This window comes from Streptomyces sp. NPDC040545, assembly GCF_055595065.1.
On record NZ_JBVIWA010000002.1, the window covers coordinates 382,813 to 398,699 of the forward strand.

The window sequence follows — 15,887 nt, forward strand, 5'->3', positions numbered from 1 at the left end:
CGACCCGTACGGCCGCACCCCGATCCGAAAGGTGAACCGCCATGAGCAACCCCTTCGAGAACGACAACGCCGCCTACGTCGTGGTCCGCAACGACGAGCTCCAGTACTCCCTGTGGCCCGCCGCCAACCCCGTCCCGGCCGGCTGGACCGTCGTGCACGGCCCCGACGGCCGCCAGGCCTGCCTGGACCACGTCGAGCGGGTCTGGACCGACATGCGCCCCGCCTCCCTGGTGGCCGCCCTCGCCGGGGACGCGCCCCGTGGCTGAGCCCGTCCACCGCGCCGGGCAGCCGGCCGACACCGACACCGACACCGGCGCCGACCCCGTACGGACCCTGCGCACGCTCTTCGCCGAGGTCCTCGGCCGCGCCGAGGTCGACGCGGGCCACAGCTTCACCGGGCTGGGCGGGGACAGCATCCAGGCGATCCAGGTCGTCAGCCGCGCCCGCGCGGCCGGCCTCGTCGTCAGCACCCGCGACGTGCTCCGCGCCGAGAGCGTGAGCGCGCTCGCCGCCACCGCCCGCGCCCAGGGCCGGCCGGGGGAGAGCGCCGGCCCGGCCGTGCCCCCGCGCCGCCTGGGCCCGCTGGTACCCACCCCCATCATGGGCTGGCTCGCCGAACTCGGCGGTCCCGTCGACACGTACAACCAGTCGCTCGTCCTGCGCACCCCGCCGGGCTTCGGGGCGGCCGACGCCGAACGCACCGTCCAGGCCCTCCTCGACACCCACGAGATGCTCCGGCTGCGGCTGCCCGACGGGATCGGTGCCTGCGGCGCCGAGCCGCTCGTACCGCCCGCGGGCTCCGTCACCGCGGCGGAGCTGCTGGAGCACGTGGACGCCCGCGGGCAGGGCGACGGGGAACTGCCCGCCCTGACCCGGGAGCGGATGCGCGCGGCCCGGCGGCTGCTCTCGCCCCGCGAGGGCCACATGCTGCGCGCCGTGCTCCTGGACCGGGGAGCCGGACAGCAGGGGCGTCTCGCGCTCGTCGTCCACCACCTGGTGGTCGACGGCGTCTCGTGGCGGATCCTCCAGGACGACCTGCGGGCCTGCGCGGCTGCCCTCGCCGAGGGCCGCGAACCCGCTTTGGAACCGGCGCACACCCCCTTCGCGCACTGGGCCGACCTGCTGCGCGCGGAGGCCACCTCCGGCCGCCGGACCGCCGAGGCCGACCGCTGGGCAGCCGCCCTGCGCGAGGCCCCGCAGGCCCTCGCCGGGGTCCGCGCGCCCGGCGGCCTCGACCCCGAGAGCCCGGACAACACCCTCACGCTGACCCTCGGGCCGGACGTGACGGGCCCCCTGCTCACCACCGCGCCGGGTCTCGTCAACGGCACCGTCAACGACGTCCTGCTGACCGCCCTGGCACTCGCCGTGCTCGGCCGGCGGAGCGCCGACGGCGAGGACGCCGGGGACGGGGCGGACGAGGAGGGCGCCGTCCTCGTCGACGTCGAAGGACACGGCCGGGAGGACGTCGCCGACGGCACGGACCTGTCCCGCACCGTCGGTTGGTTCACCACCGTGTTCCCCGTCCGCCTCGCCCTCGGCCGCCCCGACCTCGACGAGGCCCGCGCCGGCGGACCCGCGGTCGGAGCCGCCCTGCGCCTGGTCAAGGAGGAACTGCGCGCCGTACCGGACAAGGGCATCGGCTTCGGGCTGCTGCGCCACCTCAATTCCCGTACCGGGCCGGACCTCGCCGCGCGCGGCGTACCCCAGATCGGCTTCAACTACCTCGGCCGGTTCCCGATGGGCGGCGACGCCCCCTGGGACGCCGCGCCCGGTCACGCCTTCGCCCTCGACGACGCCGACGACGGCCTTCCGATGGCCCACGCCGTGGAGGTCAACGCGGCCGCCCACGAGGGCCCGGACGGCCTCACCCTCAGCGCCACCTGGACCTGGGCGGGCAACGTCTTCCCGGGGAGCTGGGTCCACGACCTCGCACAGGAGTGGTTCACCATGCTGCGCGCCGTCGTCACCCACGCCGCCCGCCCGGACGCCGGCGGGCTGACCCCCTCCGACGTGTCCCTCGCCCAGGTCAGCCAGGCCGACCTCGACACCTTCGAATCCCAGCTCGGAGCCCTGCTGTGATCCCTCTGTCCCACGCCCAGCAGCGATTGTGGTTCCACGCCCGGGACGGCGCCGACGGCGCGCTGTACCACATCCCCGTCGGGCTGCGGCTGAGCGGCGCCCTCGACCGGGCCGCCCTGCGCGCCGCCCTCGCGGACGTCAGTGCCCGCCACGAGGCGCTGCGCACCGTCTTCCCCGACGCGGCGGGCCGCCCCCACCAGCGGGTCCTGGACCCCGCGGACGCCGTCCCGCAGCTCACCGTCACCGTCGGCCCGCCCGCCGGACGCGCCCGGCGGGCCGGGGAGGTGTCGTCCCGGCCCTTCGACCTCCGCACCGAACCGCCGCTGCGCGCCGCCCTGTTCACCGACGAGGCCGAGGACCACTACCTGCTCCTGGTCCTGCACCACATCGCGGGCGACGGCCACTCCGTGAACGTCCTCGTCCGAGACCTGGCCGCCGCCTACACCGCCCGGTGCTCCGGCCGGCCGCCCGAGTGGCCCGAACTGCCCGTCCAGTACCCGGACTACGCCCTGTGGCAGCGCGAACTGCTCGGCCCGGCCCAGGACCCCGGCTCCCTGCACGCCCGGCTGCTCACCCACTGGGCGGCCGTCCTGGACGGCCTGCCCGAGGAACTGGCCCTGCCCGCCGACCGGCCGCGCCCGGCCGTGGCCGGCCACCGGGGCGCACTGGTGGAGGCACGGACCGACGCCGCCGTCCACGCGGGGCTGGCCGCGCTGGCCCAAGGCGGCCGCGCCACACCGTTCATGGCCGTGCAGGCCGCCTTCGCGGTCCTGCTCACCCGTCTCGGCGCCGGCACCGACCTGCCGCTCGGCTGCCCCGTCGACGGCCGTGACGACGAAGCCCTCACCGACCTCGTGGGCCTCTTCGTCAACACCCTGATCGTGCGCGCCGACACCTCGGGCGACCCCACCTTCACGGAGGTGCTGGGCCGCGTGCGCTCCGCCGCCCTGGAGACGTACGCCCACCAGGAACTGCCCTTCGAATCGCTCGTCGAACGCCTCAACCCGGCCCGCTCGCCCGCCCGTCACCCGCTCTTCCAGGTCGCCGTCTCCGCCCAGCGCGGCGAGCCGCTCACCCCCGCCTTCGCGGGTCTGCGGGCCGAGGTGGAGGCGGTGCGCACCGACACCGCCAAGTTCGACCTCACCCTGGAGGTCGAGGAGCTCCACGACGCGGCCACCGGAGAACCCCGGGGCCTGGCCCTCGGCCTGGAGTACGCGAGCGACCTGTTCGACGGGACGACGGCCCGGCGCCTGCTGGACCGGCTCGTCCACCTCATCGGCGCCGTCGTGCGCGACCCCGGGATCCCCCTCTCCGCGCTCGACGTCCTGCTGCCCGGGGAGCGCGCCGACCTCCTGGAGCACTGGCAGGGCGCGCCGGTCGCCGACGACGCCCGCACCGTCCACCAGGCCTTCGAGGAGCGGGCCGCCGCCCACCCCGGCCGCGCCGCCGTGCTCTGCGCCGGCCAGGAGACCACGTACGCCGAACTCGACGCCCGGGCCGACCGGATCGCCGGGCGGCTGCGTGCCCTCGGCGTCCGCCCGGGCGAGGCCGTCGCCGTACTGATGGACCGCTCGGCCGGCCTCGTCGCCGCCTGCCTCGGCATCCTCAAGGCGGGCGCCGCCTACCTGCCGCTGGACGGGCGGGCCCCGCGCGCCCGTACCGAGGCCGTCATCACCGCGGCCGGGGCCGCCGTCCTCGTCACCGACGTCCCGGACGGCGAGCCCGTACCGGCGGGTCCGCGCCACGTACTGCGCCCGGACGGGGCCCCCGCCGACGAGGCCGCGACAGCGGCGACGGACGGGCCGCCCGGGCATCCCGACGCGCTCGCCTACCTGATGTACACCTCCGGCTCCACCGGCACGCCCAAGGGCGTGGCCGTCCCGCACCGCGAGGTCGTCGCCCTCGCCACCGACGGGCGCTGGCGCGGCGGCGCGCACGAGCGGGTCCTGTTCCGCTCCCCGCACGCCTTCGACGCCTCCACCTACGAACTGTGGGTGCCGCTCCTGAACGGCGGCCTGGTCGTCGTCGCGCCGCCCGGCGAGCTCGACGTCGACGCGCTGGCCCGGCTGATGACCGAGGAGAAGGTCACCGGAACCTTCCTCACCGCCACCCTCTTCAACGTCCTCGCCGACCGCTGCCTGCCCGCACTCGGCACGCTGCACGAGGTGATGACCGGTGGCGAGGCCGCCTCGCCGTCCATGGTCCGCCGGGTCCGCGAGGCCTGCCCCCGTACCACCGTCACCAACGCCTACGGCCCCACCGAGACCACCACCTTCGCCGCGACCTTCGCCGTCGGCCCGGGCCAGGAGGCCCCCGACGGGCAGGTCCCGATCGGCCGCCCGCTCGACGGTACGCAGCTCCACGTCCTGGACAGCCGGCTCGGTCTCGTGGCGCCCGGCGTCATCGGCGAGCTCTACATCGCGGGCGCCGGACTCGCCCAGGGCTACCTCGGCCGGGCGGCGCTGACCGCCGAACGCTTCGTCGCCTGCCCGTACGGCCCCCCGGGCGCCCGCATGTACCGCACCGGAGACCTGGCCCGCCGGAACACCGACGGCCAGGTCGAGTACCTCGGCCGCGCCGACCGGCAGGTCAAGATCCGCGGACTGCGCATCGAACCCGGCGAGATCGAGCACGCCCTGGCCGCCCACCCGGCGGTGGGCCAGGCCGCCGTCACCGTCGTGGACACGGCCGCCGGACCCGCGCTCGCGGGCTACGCGGTCCCCGCCGAAGCAACCCCCGCCCCGGACCCGCGGGAACTGCGCGAGCACCTGCGCGCCCGGCTGCCCGACTACATGGTGCCCGCCACCCTCACCCTGCTCGACGCCTTCCCCGTGACGGCCAACGGCAAGACCGACCTGACCGCCCTGCCCGCACCGGGCCCGGCGACGGCCGGCGCCGCAGGAGCCCACCAGGAACCGCGCACCGACGACGAGCGCGCCCTGTGCGCGATCTGGGAGCAGGTCCTCGGCCTGCCCCGGATCGGGGTCCACGACAGCTTCTTCGACCTCGGCGGCCACTCCCTGCTCGCCACGCAGCTCCTCGCCGAGGTCACGGCGCGGTTCGGGGCCGCCGTCGGCATCCGCCAGTTCTTCACCGGCCCCACCGTCGCCGAACTGGCCGCGGCGCTGCCCGCCGCCGCGGCCGCCGGCGCCGGCTCCGAGGACCCGCCGATCGTCCGCCGGGCCCGCCGCACCCAGACCGCCTGACCACAGAAGGAACACCACCGTGAACCACCCGCCGTCCACCCCTGCCCCCGCTCCCGTCCCTGCCGCCGCCCCCGCCGCCCGCTCCCTGGTCGAGGACGTCCTGCCGCTCTCCCCGCTCCAGGACGGCATCCTCTTCCACGCCCTCTTCGACGAGGAGGAACGCGACGTCTACGTCGCCCAGCTGCTCCTCGACCTCGACGGCCCCCTCGACGCGGACCGGCTGCGCGCCGCCGCCGACACCGTCCTGCAACGGCACGCCAACCTCCGCGCCGGCTTCCTGCGCCGCGCCACCGGCGAACCCGCCCAGGTCGTCCAGCGCGGCGTACGGGCCCCCTGGCAGGAGGTGGACCTGTCCGGGCTCGACCGGGCCGAGCGGGCCGCCGCCGTCGACACCCTCCTCGCCGAGGACCGGGCCACCCGCTTCGACCTCGCCCGGCCCCCGCTGCTGCGCTTCGCCCTCATCCGCACCGGCCCGCTGTCCCACCGGCTGCTGCTGACCTACCACCACATCCTGATGGACGGCTGGTCCTGGCCGGTCCTGGTGCGCGAACTCCTCGCCCTGCACCACGCCGACGACGCGCCCCTGGGCCCGGTCACCCCGTACTCGGCCTTCCTGGGCCGCCTCCACAGCCGCGACACGGCCGCCGCCCAGGACGCCTGGACCCGGGCCCTGGACGGCCTGCCGGGCGGAACCCGCACCGCGCCCGTGTCCCCGCCCCCCGGCTCGGTCCTGCCCGACCGCGTGGAGACGTACCTCCCCGAGTCCCTGACCGAGCGGCTCGGCGCCCTCGCGCGCGAGCACCGGATCACCTCCGGAACCCTGCTCCAGGGCGCGTGGGCGCTCCTGCTCGGGCGACAGATCCGCTCCGAGGACGTGGTCTTCGGCGCCATCGTCAGCGGCCGCGACCCCGAACTGCCCGGCGTCGCCGACATCGTGGGCCTGTGCATCAACACCGTGCCGGTGCGCGTGCGGATCGACCCCGCGGAGTCCCTCGTCGCCCTGTTCGAACGGCTCCAGGACGAGCAGGCGCGGCTGATCGACCACCACCACCTGGGACTGGTCGAGATCCAGCGGCTCGCCGGAGCGGGGGAGCTCTTCGACTCCTGCGTCGCCTTCCAGAACTACCCGGTCGACGCGGCCGGCCTCGCCGCCCTCGGCGCGGGCGGGCTCCGCGTCACCGGAGTGGACCCGTACGACGCCGCCCACTACCCGCTCTCGCTGACCGCCATCCCCGGCGACCGGCTGCGCCTGCAGATCGACTACCGACCGGACGTCTTCGAACGGGACACCGCCCAGGCCCTGCTGGAACGGCTCGCCCGGCTCCTGGAGGCCGTCGCCGAGGACCCGTCGTGCCCGGTGGGCACCGTGGACCTGCTCTCCCCGGCCGAACGCCACCGCGTCCTGGTCGAATGGAACGACACCGCACGCGACGAGCAGTACGCGGAGGCCGTCGAGCGCGTACGGCAGCAGGCCGAGCGCCGGCCCGACGCCGTCGCCACCACCGACGACAGCGGCCGCGAGCTGAGCTACGCGGCACTCGTCGCCCGCGCCGACGCCCTCGCCCTGGCCCTGCTCGCCGACGGCGTGCGCCCCGGCGACCTGGTCGCGGTGCTGAGCGAGCCCACCGCCCGGGTCCCCGTCGCGATGCTCGGCATCCTGGGCTCCGGAGCGGCCTACGTCCCCCTCGACCCCGAGGGACCCGTCACCCGTACCGCCGGCCTCCTCGCGAGCGGCGGGATCGCCCGGCTGCTGGCCGCACCCGAACAGCGCGCCCGCGCCGAGGAGATCGCCGCCGCCGTCCCCGGCGGCCTGCCCGTCCTCGTGATCGACGACGCGGCCGCCGCCGCCCCGGGCGAGCGTCCGGCACCGGCCGGCGGACCCGACGCCCTCGCCTACGTCTGCTTCACCTCGGGCTCCACCGGCAAGCCCAAGGGCGCCATGGTCCACCGCCGGGGCATGAACAACCACCTCCTGGCCAAGGCCGAGGACCTCGGCCTCGGCGACGGCGACCGCGTGGTGATGAACGCCCCGCTCACCTTCGACATCTCCGTGTGGCAGATGCTCGCCCCGCTCATCACCGGCGGACAGGTCCACCTGGTCACCCGGGACACCGCCCGCGACCCGGCCGCCCTCTTCGACGACGCCGCCCGCCGGGGGATCACCGTCCTGGAGACCGTGCCCTCCTTCGTCCGCGCCGCCGTCGACCTGTGGGACACCGGCGTGCTGCCGCCGGCCCTGCCCGAACTGCGCTGGTTCATCGTCAACGGCGAGGTGCTGCCGCCCGAACTGTGCACCCGCTGGTACGCGCGCCACCCGCAGGCCGCGATCGTCAACGCCTACGGCCTCACCGAGTGCTCCGACGACAACACCCACGCCTTCATCGGCCCCGACGTGCACGCCCAGCTGGAACACGGCCGGCTGCCCGTCGGCCGCCCGCTGCGCAACAACACCCTCTACCTGCTGGACGCCGCACTCGCCCCCGTACCGCCCGGCGTGCCCGGCGAACTCTTCATCGGCGGCACCGGCGTGGGCCCCGGATACCTGCGCGACCCGCGCCGCTCCAGCGAGCGTTACGTCCCCGACCCGTTCTCCGCCGTGCCCGGAAGCCGCATGTACCGCACCGGCGACCTCGCCCGGATGCGGGCCGACGGCCAGCTCGACTTCCTCGGCCGCCAGGACCACCAGGTCAAGGTCCGCGGCAACCGCATCGAACTCGGTGAGGTGGAGACCGCGCTGCGCACCGTACCGGGCGTCGGCGAGGCCGTCGTCGCCGTCGACCGGGACCACGCGGGCCAGCAGCGGCTCATCTGCTACTTCACCGGCACGCCCACCGCCGAGGAGGTCCGCACCGAACTGGGCCGGAACCTGCCCAACTACATGGTCCCGTCGCTGTTCCTGCACCTGCCGCAGTTCCCGCTCACCGTCAACGGCAAGCTCGACCGCAAGGCGCTCCCCGACCCGGCCACCGTGCACCGCCCGGCGGGCCGGCTGCCCGCCACCCCGGCGGAGAAGACGGTCTGCGAGATCTTCGCCTCCGTCCTCGGCCTCCAGGAGGCGGGCATGGACGACGACTTCTTCGCCCACGGCGGCCACTCCCTCCTCGCCACCCGGCTGACCGGCCGCATCGGCACCGAACTCGGCGCACGGCTGAACATCCGCGACCTCTTCGAGACGCCCACCCCGGCGGGCATCGCCGCCCGCCTCGCCGAGGTCGCCACCGCACCCGCCCGCCCCGCGCTGCGCCCCCGCTCCCGTGACCAGGGCTGACCAGGGCTGACCAGGCATGACCGCGCGTTCAGGCGCCTGACCGCGCCTGAACCCGCCACACCCCTCCCGCGTAAAGCCCCCCGCGAAGAGCCCGTCCGCACCCCCAGGAGACACCACCACCATGAGCCCCACCGAGACCACCCCCGTGCCCCTGCGCATCGCGCACCGGGCCGGGATCGCACCCGAGGCCACCGCGGTCCGCGCACCGGAAGGAGAGCTGACGTACCGCCAGTTCGACCGGCGGGCGCGTGCGGTGGCCGAGGAACTGCGCGCCGCGGGCGCCGGGCCGGAGGACACGGTGCTCCTGGGGGTGCGCCGGGGCGTTCACTGGGCGGTGGGGCTGCTCGGCATCTGGTACGCGGGCGCGGCCCCCCTCCTGGTGGACCTCGACGCCCCCGACGAGCGGCTGCGCACCCTGCTGCGGGCCGCCGGGACCCGGCACGCGGTCGCGCAGGACACCTGCGCGGCGGCGATGCTGCAACGCCGCACCGGGAGCGAGCTGTTCTGGGCCTCCACCACGACCGCGGCCCCCACGTCGGCGTCCCGGCCCGCCGACGTCGCCCCCGGCTCCCTCGCCTACGTGCTCTTCACCTCCGGCTCCACCGGGCAGCCCAAACCCGTGGCGGTCGGCCACGCCGGACTCGCCGCGCAGGTCGCCACCCTGGCCGGACGCTACGGGCTGACCGCCGAGGACGCGGTCCTGCAGTTCGCGGCCCCCGCCTTCGACGTCAGCCTGGAGGAGGCCCTGCCCACCTGGTGCACGGGCGGCACGGCCGTCTTCGTCAAGGACAACGTCCTCTCGCCCGCCGAACTGGAGCCGTTCCTCGCCGAGGAGGGGATCAGCGTCGTCAACCTGCCCACCCCGTACTGGTCGCAGTGGGCCAAGGACCTGCAGCGCGCCCCGCGGCCGCTGCCGTCCGCGCTGCGCCGCGTGGTGATCGGGAGCGACGCGGGCCGCACCGCGGACTTGCAGCGCTGGACGGCCGCCGGCCACCCCCCGGTGATCAGCTGCTACGGCCTCACCGAGTCCACGATCACCGCCACCTCCTACGAGCCGGGACCGGCCGAACTGGCCGGCTTCGCGGGCGACGAGCTGATCCCGCTCGGCGCACCGCTGGCGGGCGTACGCGCCTACGTCCTCGACGAGGAGCTGCGCGAGGCGCCCCCCGGCGCCGCGGGCGAGCTGTACCTGGCGGGCTCCTGCCTGGCGCGCGGCTACCACGGCCGGCCGGGGCCGACCTCCGAGCGGTTCGTCGCCGACCCCTTCGCCGACGCGCCGGGCGAGCGCATGTACCGCACGGGAGACCGGGTCACCCGCGCACCCGGCGGCCCGCTCGTCTTCCTCGGGCGCGCCGACGACCAGGTCAAGATCCGCGGCCACCGGGTCGAACTCAAGGAGGTGGAGGCGGCCGTGGCCGCCCACCCCGACGTCGTCGACGTGGTCGTCCGCGCCGTCCCGGCGGACGGCGGACCGCAGCTGGCCGCCTGGGCCGCCGTCACCCCCGGCAGCTCCCTCACCCCGGACGCCCTGCGCCGGCACCTTCTGGCCAAGGTGCCCGGGTACCTCGTACCGGCCGTGGTGACACTGATGGACAGGCTGCCGCGGACCCCGGGCGGCAAGCTCGATCCCCGGGCGCTGCCCGCGCCCGCCCCCCGATGAACCAGCAGCCCGCGGACTCGGTCCGCGACCAGACAAGGAACGCACCCGTGTCCGTCACCACCGACGAGTCCACCGATCCCGTGCAGAGCGTCGAGCGCCGCCGGCGCAGGGACTTCCGTCTCTTCATGTCCTCGCACATCTGCAACGAGCTGGGCGGCAGCATCACGTACGTGGCCCTGCCGCTGATGGCGGTGCTCACCCTGGACGCCTCGGCGATGCAGGCAGGTCTGCTGTCCGCCGCGGAACACGCGGCCTTCCTGCTGCTGGGACTGCCCGCCGGGGCCTGGGTGGACCGGATGCGCAAGCGCCGCGTGATGATGGCCGCCGACCTGGCGCGCGCCGTCCTGCTGACGGCGCTGCCGGTGGCCTACCTGCTGGACCTGCACTCGATGCCGCTGCTGTACGCGGTCGCCCTGCTGCTCGGCTGCGCCCGGCTGTTCGGTGACGTGGCCGATCAGAGCTACCTGCCGACCCTCATCGGCAAGGACACCCTGATCGCGGGCAACTCGAAGCTGGAGACCGTGCGTTCGGGGGCCGAGTTCGCGGGCCCCGGCATCGCCGGCTTCCTGGTGCAACTGCTCGGCGCGGCCGGGACGCTGGCCGGGCAGGCGGTCACCTCACTGGTGTCCGTGGTCCTGCTGGGGCGGATCGGGGCCCGGGAGGAGAAGCCGGAGCCCGCCCCGCGCCGGCACCTGCTGCGCGACATCCGCGAAGGGCTGGGTTACGTCCTGAGCCACCGGATCCTGCGGCTCATCGCCCTGAACACGGCTGCCGTGAACCTGTTCCTCAGCGCGGTGATGGCCATCGAGGTGCTGTTCCTGACCCGCACGGTGGGGCTGCCGCCCGCGGCCATCGGCTGGGTGCTGACGACCGCCACGATCGGCTCGGTGCTGGCGGCCACCGCCGCGGACCGGGTGACCCGGGCCGTCGGCGCGGCCCGGCTCACGTGGCTGTCCCTGCTGGTGACCATGCCCTTCGGGCTGCTGCTCCCGCTGGCCGACGACGACTGGCGGATCGGCCTGTTCGTGCTCGGGTCGCTCGTCCAGTCGGCCGGCGTCACCCTGTACAACATCTGCCAGGTCACCTACCGGCAGACGGTCTGCCCGCCGCACCTGCTCGGCCGGATGACCGCCACCATGCGCTTCCTGGTGTGGGGCGTACTGCCCCTGAGCGGCCTGCTGGCGGGACTCCTCGGTGAACTGCTGGGCGTGCGCAACGCCCTGTGGCTCTGTGCCGCCGCACTGTCGGCGGCCCCGCTGGTCCTGCTCTGCTCTCCGCTGCGGCGGATGCGCGAGTTCGAGGACGATGCCCCGGAGGCCGGGGCCGGGGCCACGGCCTCGCGACCGGCTCAGTAGCCCAGCCGGAAGGCGATGTGGGTCAGCTGGGTCCGGTTCACCGCGCCGGTCTTGCTGCGCAGCCGGCGCAGGTAGGTGTCGACCGTGTGCGGGCTCAGCCCCATCCGGCAGGCGATCATCCGGTACGTGTCCCCCTGCGCGAGGTAGGCGAGGACCTCCTGCTCGCGGGGGGTCAGGGCGGGCAGTTCCGGTGCGCGGGCGGTGAGCGTGGTGTGCAGCATGTGGGGCTCCGGATTCCGGGTCGAAGATGAAGGGGGGAGCGGCGGGTTCGGCACCCCCGGTGACGGTGCGGTCACGCTGCGCGTGACCGCACCGTTTCGGACGTCCGGGGCCTGAAGTGGCCGGACACCCGCCGCTGTTCGTCCGGTACAGCCTTTCGTCCTGCATATCCTGGCGCCAGGGGGCAGGCACCTCACCAAAGTGCCTGGCAGTAAAGCGACCCGGGGTGAAAAGGGCAAAGTGGGGCAATGCAAACATCTGACGCTGTGCCGGATCCGAAGAGAGCCGATGTTGACATCGATGTCTACGGCTGGGTGCTCGAACACCGCACGGTGGACGTGGACGCCGTGGCCGCCGGTACGGGACTCGAGGCGGACGAGGTCCGGCGCAGCGTGACGCGCCTGCGCGCCTCCCGCCTGCTGCACGTGAGCCCGATCGACCCGTCGGTGGCCTTCGCGGTGGCCCCGGACACGGCCGCCGAGCAGCTCGTCGCGCCCCTGGAGGCGCAGATCCGCGACCAGCAGCAGGCGATCAGCGGGATCCGCGAGGACCTGGGGCGCTTCCTGCCGCACTACCTGGGCCGCCGCTCCACGGGGGAGTCGCTGGAGGTCCTGGAGAGCCTGGAGGACGTGCGCGGGGCACTCAACCGGGCCTCTCTCAACTGCACGACCGAGATGCTCAGCTCGCAGCCCGGGGGCGGCAGCAGGGTGCCGGAGGCGATGCAGGAGGCGCTGCGGCGGGACGAGACGATGCTCCAGCGGGGGATCTCGATCCGGACCCTCTACCACCACACGGCCCGCTTCAACGGACCGAGCCAGGCCTACGTCGCGGCCACCTCGGTACTGGGGGCGCAGTACCGCACCGCGCACGAACTGTTCGGCCGGCTCATCGCCTTCGACCGGGAACTGGCCTTCATACCCGTCGCCGACGGAAGTTGGGGCGCCGTCGTCGTTCGCGAGCCGTCGACCGTCGCGTACCTGTGCAACATCTTCGACCAGACCTGGGACCTGGCCTCGCCGTTCTCGGCCGCGGCGGGCCAGGGACTCGAAGAGGTGGCCCGCGAGATCCACGAGACGATCATCCGGCTGCTCGCGGCCGGACTGAAGGACGAGGCCATCGCGCGGCGCCTGGGCATGTCGCTGCGCACGGCCCGGCGCCACATCGCCGACATCATGCAGGAGCTGGGCGCGGGCAGTCGCTTCCAGGCGGGGGTGGCCGCCGCCGCGCGCGGCCTGCTGGCGCCGGAGGCCGAGGCGGACGGCGGGCAGGGACAGCCGGTACAGCACTCCTGACCTGGTGTCACGTGTTCTCGTGTCTGTCGCGGTCGGCGGGCGTGTCGCATGCTGCTGGGATGGGAGCTGTGGAGCCGCCGAACAAGAGGGGCGCGTTTTGATGGACATGCCGGATGAAGCCTGCGAGCGGGAGGCCCCGCACCTGCGGGAGATCGTCCTGTTCCTCTCGGTCCACCTGGACCGGGCGCCGGGTGTGCTGTGGCCCGAGTACGACAACCCCGCGTTCGGCGACCCCGATGACGCCGGGGCGGGCCCGGCGGGCGGCGGTGTGTGCCCGGCCCAGGTGGACCGGTTCACGACCGAACTGGCCTCCCTGACCGGCCTGTCCGTCCGGCTGGACCGGGTGGAGACGGCCGGGTCCGCGCCGGGCACCGGCGTGGACCCGGTCTGGACCGGTCGGCCCGGGGACGGGGAGCACCTGCTGATCCACCAGATCGCCGGCGCCGTGACCTGGCAGCTGACCGGGACCGGCGAGAGCGGCGGGCCGGAGTCCTTCCAGTGCCGGCTGCTGCCCGGCGAGCTGCTGTACGTACCGGCCCGGTGGTCGCGCAGGTGTGTCGGTGCGCCGGAGGCGCGGTACGCCGTCATCTGCCTCTGCGGTCCCAGCGACTGACGAAGCGCGTGGAGGGAAAGGGGGGAGGGAGGATCGCGGTGCGATCCTCCCTCCCCCCCTTTCCGCGCCCCTTACGGGCCGGTGCGATCAGCCGCCCCAGGAGCTGTCGTTCGTGTCGCGCAGCCGGCCGTTCGTCGTGCCGCCGACCGTCACCACCCGGCCGCTCGGCGTGACGATCTGACGCGGCGTCTGGGTGGTGGTGCTGCCTTCGCCCCCGGTGGTGGTCGTCACGGTGGTCGCGGCCGAGGTGTCGTCGGCGGCCTGAGCGACGCCTGCGGTGGGCAGCAGCAGGGCGGACGCGGCCACGGACAGGGCGATGACGTAACGCTTGAGCATGGGATCCCCAGGAGTACGAGCGGTCTGGTGTGGTCGCGGACCACTTTGTGGGCCGTCCGCGCCGGTCGGTGCAGGACCAACCTTGCCGTGCCCGGGGCGCTTCGGTGATCGATCAGACTGCTCATCAAGCTGCCTGGCGCGATGGTGAGGGGCCGCAAATCCCCTTGAATCGCGCCTATTCGGTCAGGATCCCCGCTCCTGCGGCGGCCAAGGAGCCCTGTTCATGCCCCGCCGGCGCCTCCGCGGGCCCCGCCGGGCCCCGGGCGTCGAGCTCGCGCCACACCGGGAAGACCAGCGGTGTGAGCGTGACCGCGAGGTACAGCGCCCCCGTGCCCAGCAGCGCCGCCACCAGCCCCGAGGCGTCCAGGGCCAGCCCCGCACCGAGCATCCCGAGCGGCGTCGCCGCCAGCGCGGCCGCCGTCAGCAGACCGAACACCCGCCCCCGCACCGCCTCGGGCACCCGCTCGTAGGCGACCGACATCATCAGCGGACCCACGATCCCCGACCCGATACCGGACAGGGCCAGTACGCCCAGCAGCACCGGCACCCCGGGCTCGGCGGCCAATGCTGCACACCGCACCGCCCCGACCAGGACGAAGGCCCCGACGAACACCGTGCGCCGGGGCATCCGGTGGCCCGCCCAGCCGTACAGGGCCGCCCCGAGCAGCGCGCCGGCGCCCATGGCGGTCACCATCGCCCCGAACAGGGCGCTGCTGCGCAGCACCTGGGCCCCGTACGCCGGATAGAGCACACCGTTCAGCGCCCCGTCGAGGGCGTTGGTCAGCATCAGGACCCCCACCATCGCCCCCAGCAGCCGGTCCCCGCGCAACTGGCCGAGCCCGAAACGCAGTTCCTGGGCGTAGGAGCCGCGCGGCGCCCCGCCGCCGGCCGGGCGGGAGGCCGCCGGCACCAGGGCCGCCACGAGGAGGGCGCACAGCGCCATCGCGGCCATGTCCGCGTACAGGGTGCGCACGGCGCCGGCGGTCGTGATGAGCAGACCGGCCAGCGGCGCCCCCGCCATCATGCCGGTCCGGCGGGCTCCCTCGACCGCTCCCGTGGCCCGCTCCGCCGTGACGCCCGCGCGTCGCATCGCGCCGGGCAGCAGCAGCTGCTTGGAGGTGTCGGACGGCCCGCGGGCGGCCCCCACCAGGAAGACCAGGACGATCAGGACGGGCAGGGGCAGGGCGCCCGCGGCGTGCAGGAGCGGGATCAGGCTGATCGCCGCAGCAGTCAGCAGATCCGCTCCGATGCTCGTCGCGCGTACGGGCAGCCGGTCGACCACCGGACCGGCGAGCACGGCGGAACACAGCAGACCCAGCACCTCGGCGGTGGCGACGAGCCCCGTCCGGGTGCCGCTGCCGGTGCTGTGGAGGACGAACCAGGGCACGGCGACCAGGGTCGCCGCCATGCCGAGCGAGGAGATCCCGGAGGCCGCCACCAGGGCGGCGAGCGGGGTGCGGCGGCGCGATGACGCGGAGCCGCCGGTGTACGAGCTGGTCATACGGGGTTCCTTCCGGCACCGCCGCGCCGCCCGGCAGCCCGCGACGGGGTCTGCCGGGCGGCGTGGTGCCCGGGGATCGTCGGGTCAGCCGGCCATGCTCACGCGGAGGCTGAGCGGGCGCATGTCGGTCCACACCCGCTCGATGTGCGCGAGGCACTCCTCCTTGGTGCCGCGCACGCCCTGGTCGTGCCAGCCGAGCGGGACGGGCCGGCCGGCCTCCCAGAGGGAGTACTGCTCCTCGTCGTTGGCGACGACCAGGTACTGCTGCGGGGACGAGTCGTTCACGGTGTTCTCCTCGATGGATCAGGGATGCGGAAGGGTCTTCGTGGTCGGGCCGTGCAGAAGGGCCAGGAGGGCC

Annotated in this window: 12 protein-coding genes; 8 read left to right on the forward strand and 4 right to left on the reverse strand. The window is 74.8% G+C overall.

The features are described from left to right. Positions 1-41: 41 nt before the first annotated feature. The 6 genes from ACZ573_RS06630 (at position 42) to ACZ573_RS06655 (ending at position 11,568) form a co-directional block, all read left to right on the forward strand. Positions 42-266 carry an MbtH family protein gene (locus ACZ573_RS06630; protein WP_301364639.1) on the forward strand — a complete coding sequence of 75 codons (225 nt, stop codon included), beginning with the start codon at positions 42-44 and terminating at the stop codon, positions 264-266. Further along, on the forward strand, positions 259-2,079 hold the full coding sequence (locus ACZ573_RS06635; RefSeq protein WP_471299910.1) for a condensation domain-containing protein: 1,821 nt from the start codon (positions 259-261) through the stop codon (positions 2,077-2,079). Before ACZ573_RS06630 ends, ACZ573_RS06635 begins: the two co-directional genes overlap by 8 nt. Beyond that, positions 2,076-5,285 (forward strand): non-ribosomal peptide synthetase, encoded by a 3,210-nt coding sequence (locus ACZ573_RS06640; RefSeq protein ID WP_471299913.1) that lies wholly within the window; start codon positions 2,076-2,078, stop codon positions 5,283-5,285. Before ACZ573_RS06635 ends, ACZ573_RS06640 begins: the two co-directional genes overlap by 4 nt. A 19-nt stretch (positions 5,286-5,304) precedes the next feature. After that, entirely contained in the window at positions 5,305-8,553 is a 3,249-nt protein-coding gene (locus ACZ573_RS06645; protein WP_471299916.1) for a non-ribosomal peptide synthetase, read from the forward strand. A 121-nt stretch (positions 8,554-8,674) separates the two neighbouring features. After that, positions 8,675-10,213, forward strand: coding sequence for an amino acid adenylation domain-containing protein (locus ACZ573_RS06650; RefSeq protein ID WP_471299919.1), 1,539 nt, complete (start codon positions 8,675-8,677; stop codon positions 10,211-10,213). Positions 10,214-10,260: 47 nt separating this feature from the next. After that, positions 10,261-11,568, forward strand: coding sequence for an MFS transporter (locus tag ACZ573_RS06655; protein ID WP_471299922.1), 1,308 nt, complete (start codon positions 10,261-10,263; stop codon positions 11,566-11,568). Here ACZ573_RS06655 and ACZ573_RS06660 read toward each other — a convergent pair. Next, positions 11,562-11,789, reverse strand: a complete 228-nt coding sequence (locus ACZ573_RS06660; RefSeq protein WP_030016799.1) for a response regulator transcription factor — start codon at positions 11,787-11,789, stop codon at positions 11,562-11,564. The genes ACZ573_RS06655 and ACZ573_RS06660 overlap by 7 nt on opposite strands. A 264-nt stretch (positions 11,790-12,053) precedes the next feature. Between ACZ573_RS06660 and ACZ573_RS06665 the strand changes: the two genes are divergently transcribed. Together ACZ573_RS06665 and ACZ573_RS06670 are read left to right on the forward strand one after the other, a co-directional pair. Continuing rightward, complete coding sequence (locus tag ACZ573_RS06665; RefSeq protein ID WP_471299925.1) at positions 12,054-13,079, forward strand: LuxR C-terminal-related transcriptional regulator; 1,026 nt, start codon at positions 12,054-12,056, stop codon at positions 13,077-13,079. Positions 13,080-13,179: 100 nt separating this feature from the next. Continuing rightward, positions 13,180-13,692, forward strand: a complete 513-nt coding sequence (locus tag ACZ573_RS06670) for a hypothetical protein (protein WP_471299928.1) — start codon at positions 13,180-13,182, stop codon at positions 13,690-13,692. A gap of 87 nt (positions 13,693-13,779) precedes the next feature. On the opposite strand, the gene ACZ573_RS06675 is transcribed toward ACZ573_RS06670, so the two are convergent. The 3 genes from ACZ573_RS06675 to ACZ573_RS06685 form a co-directional block, all read right to left on the reverse strand. Next, the gene (locus ACZ573_RS06675; protein WP_471299931.1) at positions 13,780-14,028 is read right to left on the reverse strand and encodes a hypothetical protein; all 249 of its coding nucleotides are present in this window, start codon (positions 14,026-14,028) and stop codon (positions 13,780-13,782) included. 175 nt (positions 14,029-14,203) lie between these two features. Then, entirely contained in the window at positions 14,204-15,529 is a 1,326-nt protein-coding gene (locus ACZ573_RS06680) for an MFS transporter (protein ID WP_471299934.1), read from the reverse strand. Positions 15,530-15,613: 84 nt separating this feature from the next. Further along, a complete protein-coding gene (locus ACZ573_RS06685) occupies positions 15,614-15,814 on the reverse strand; it encodes an MbtH family protein (protein ID WP_030014258.1) in 201 nt (66 codons plus the stop codon). Positions 15,815-15,887 lie beyond the last annotated feature (73 nt).

Bases quoted from the DNA above. Each gene is read 5' to 3' on its own strand.
- ACZ573_RS06675 (WP_471299931.1), bottom strand. From the start codon at position 14,028: ATGCTCAAGCGTTACGTCATCGCCCTGTCCGTGGCCGCGTCCGCCCTG.
- ACZ573_RS06630 (WP_301364639.1), top strand. From the start codon at position 42: ATGAGCAACCCCTTCGAGAACGACAACGCCGCCTACGTCGTGGTCCGC.
- ACZ573_RS06650 (WP_471299919.1), top strand. From the start codon at position 8,675: ATGAGCCCCACCGAGACCACCCCCGTGCCCCTGCGCATCGCGCACCGG.
- ACZ573_RS06680 (WP_471299934.1), bottom strand. From the start codon at position 15,529: ATGACCAGCTCGTACACCGGCGGCTCCGCGTCATCGCGCCGCCGCACC.
- ACZ573_RS06670 (WP_471299928.1), top strand. From the start codon at position 13,180: ATGGACATGCCGGATGAAGCCTGCGAGCGGGAGGCCCCGCACCTGCGG.
- ACZ573_RS06660 (WP_030016799.1), bottom strand. From the start codon at position 11,789: ATGCTGCACACCACGCTCACCGCCCGCGCACCGGAACTGCCCGCCCTG.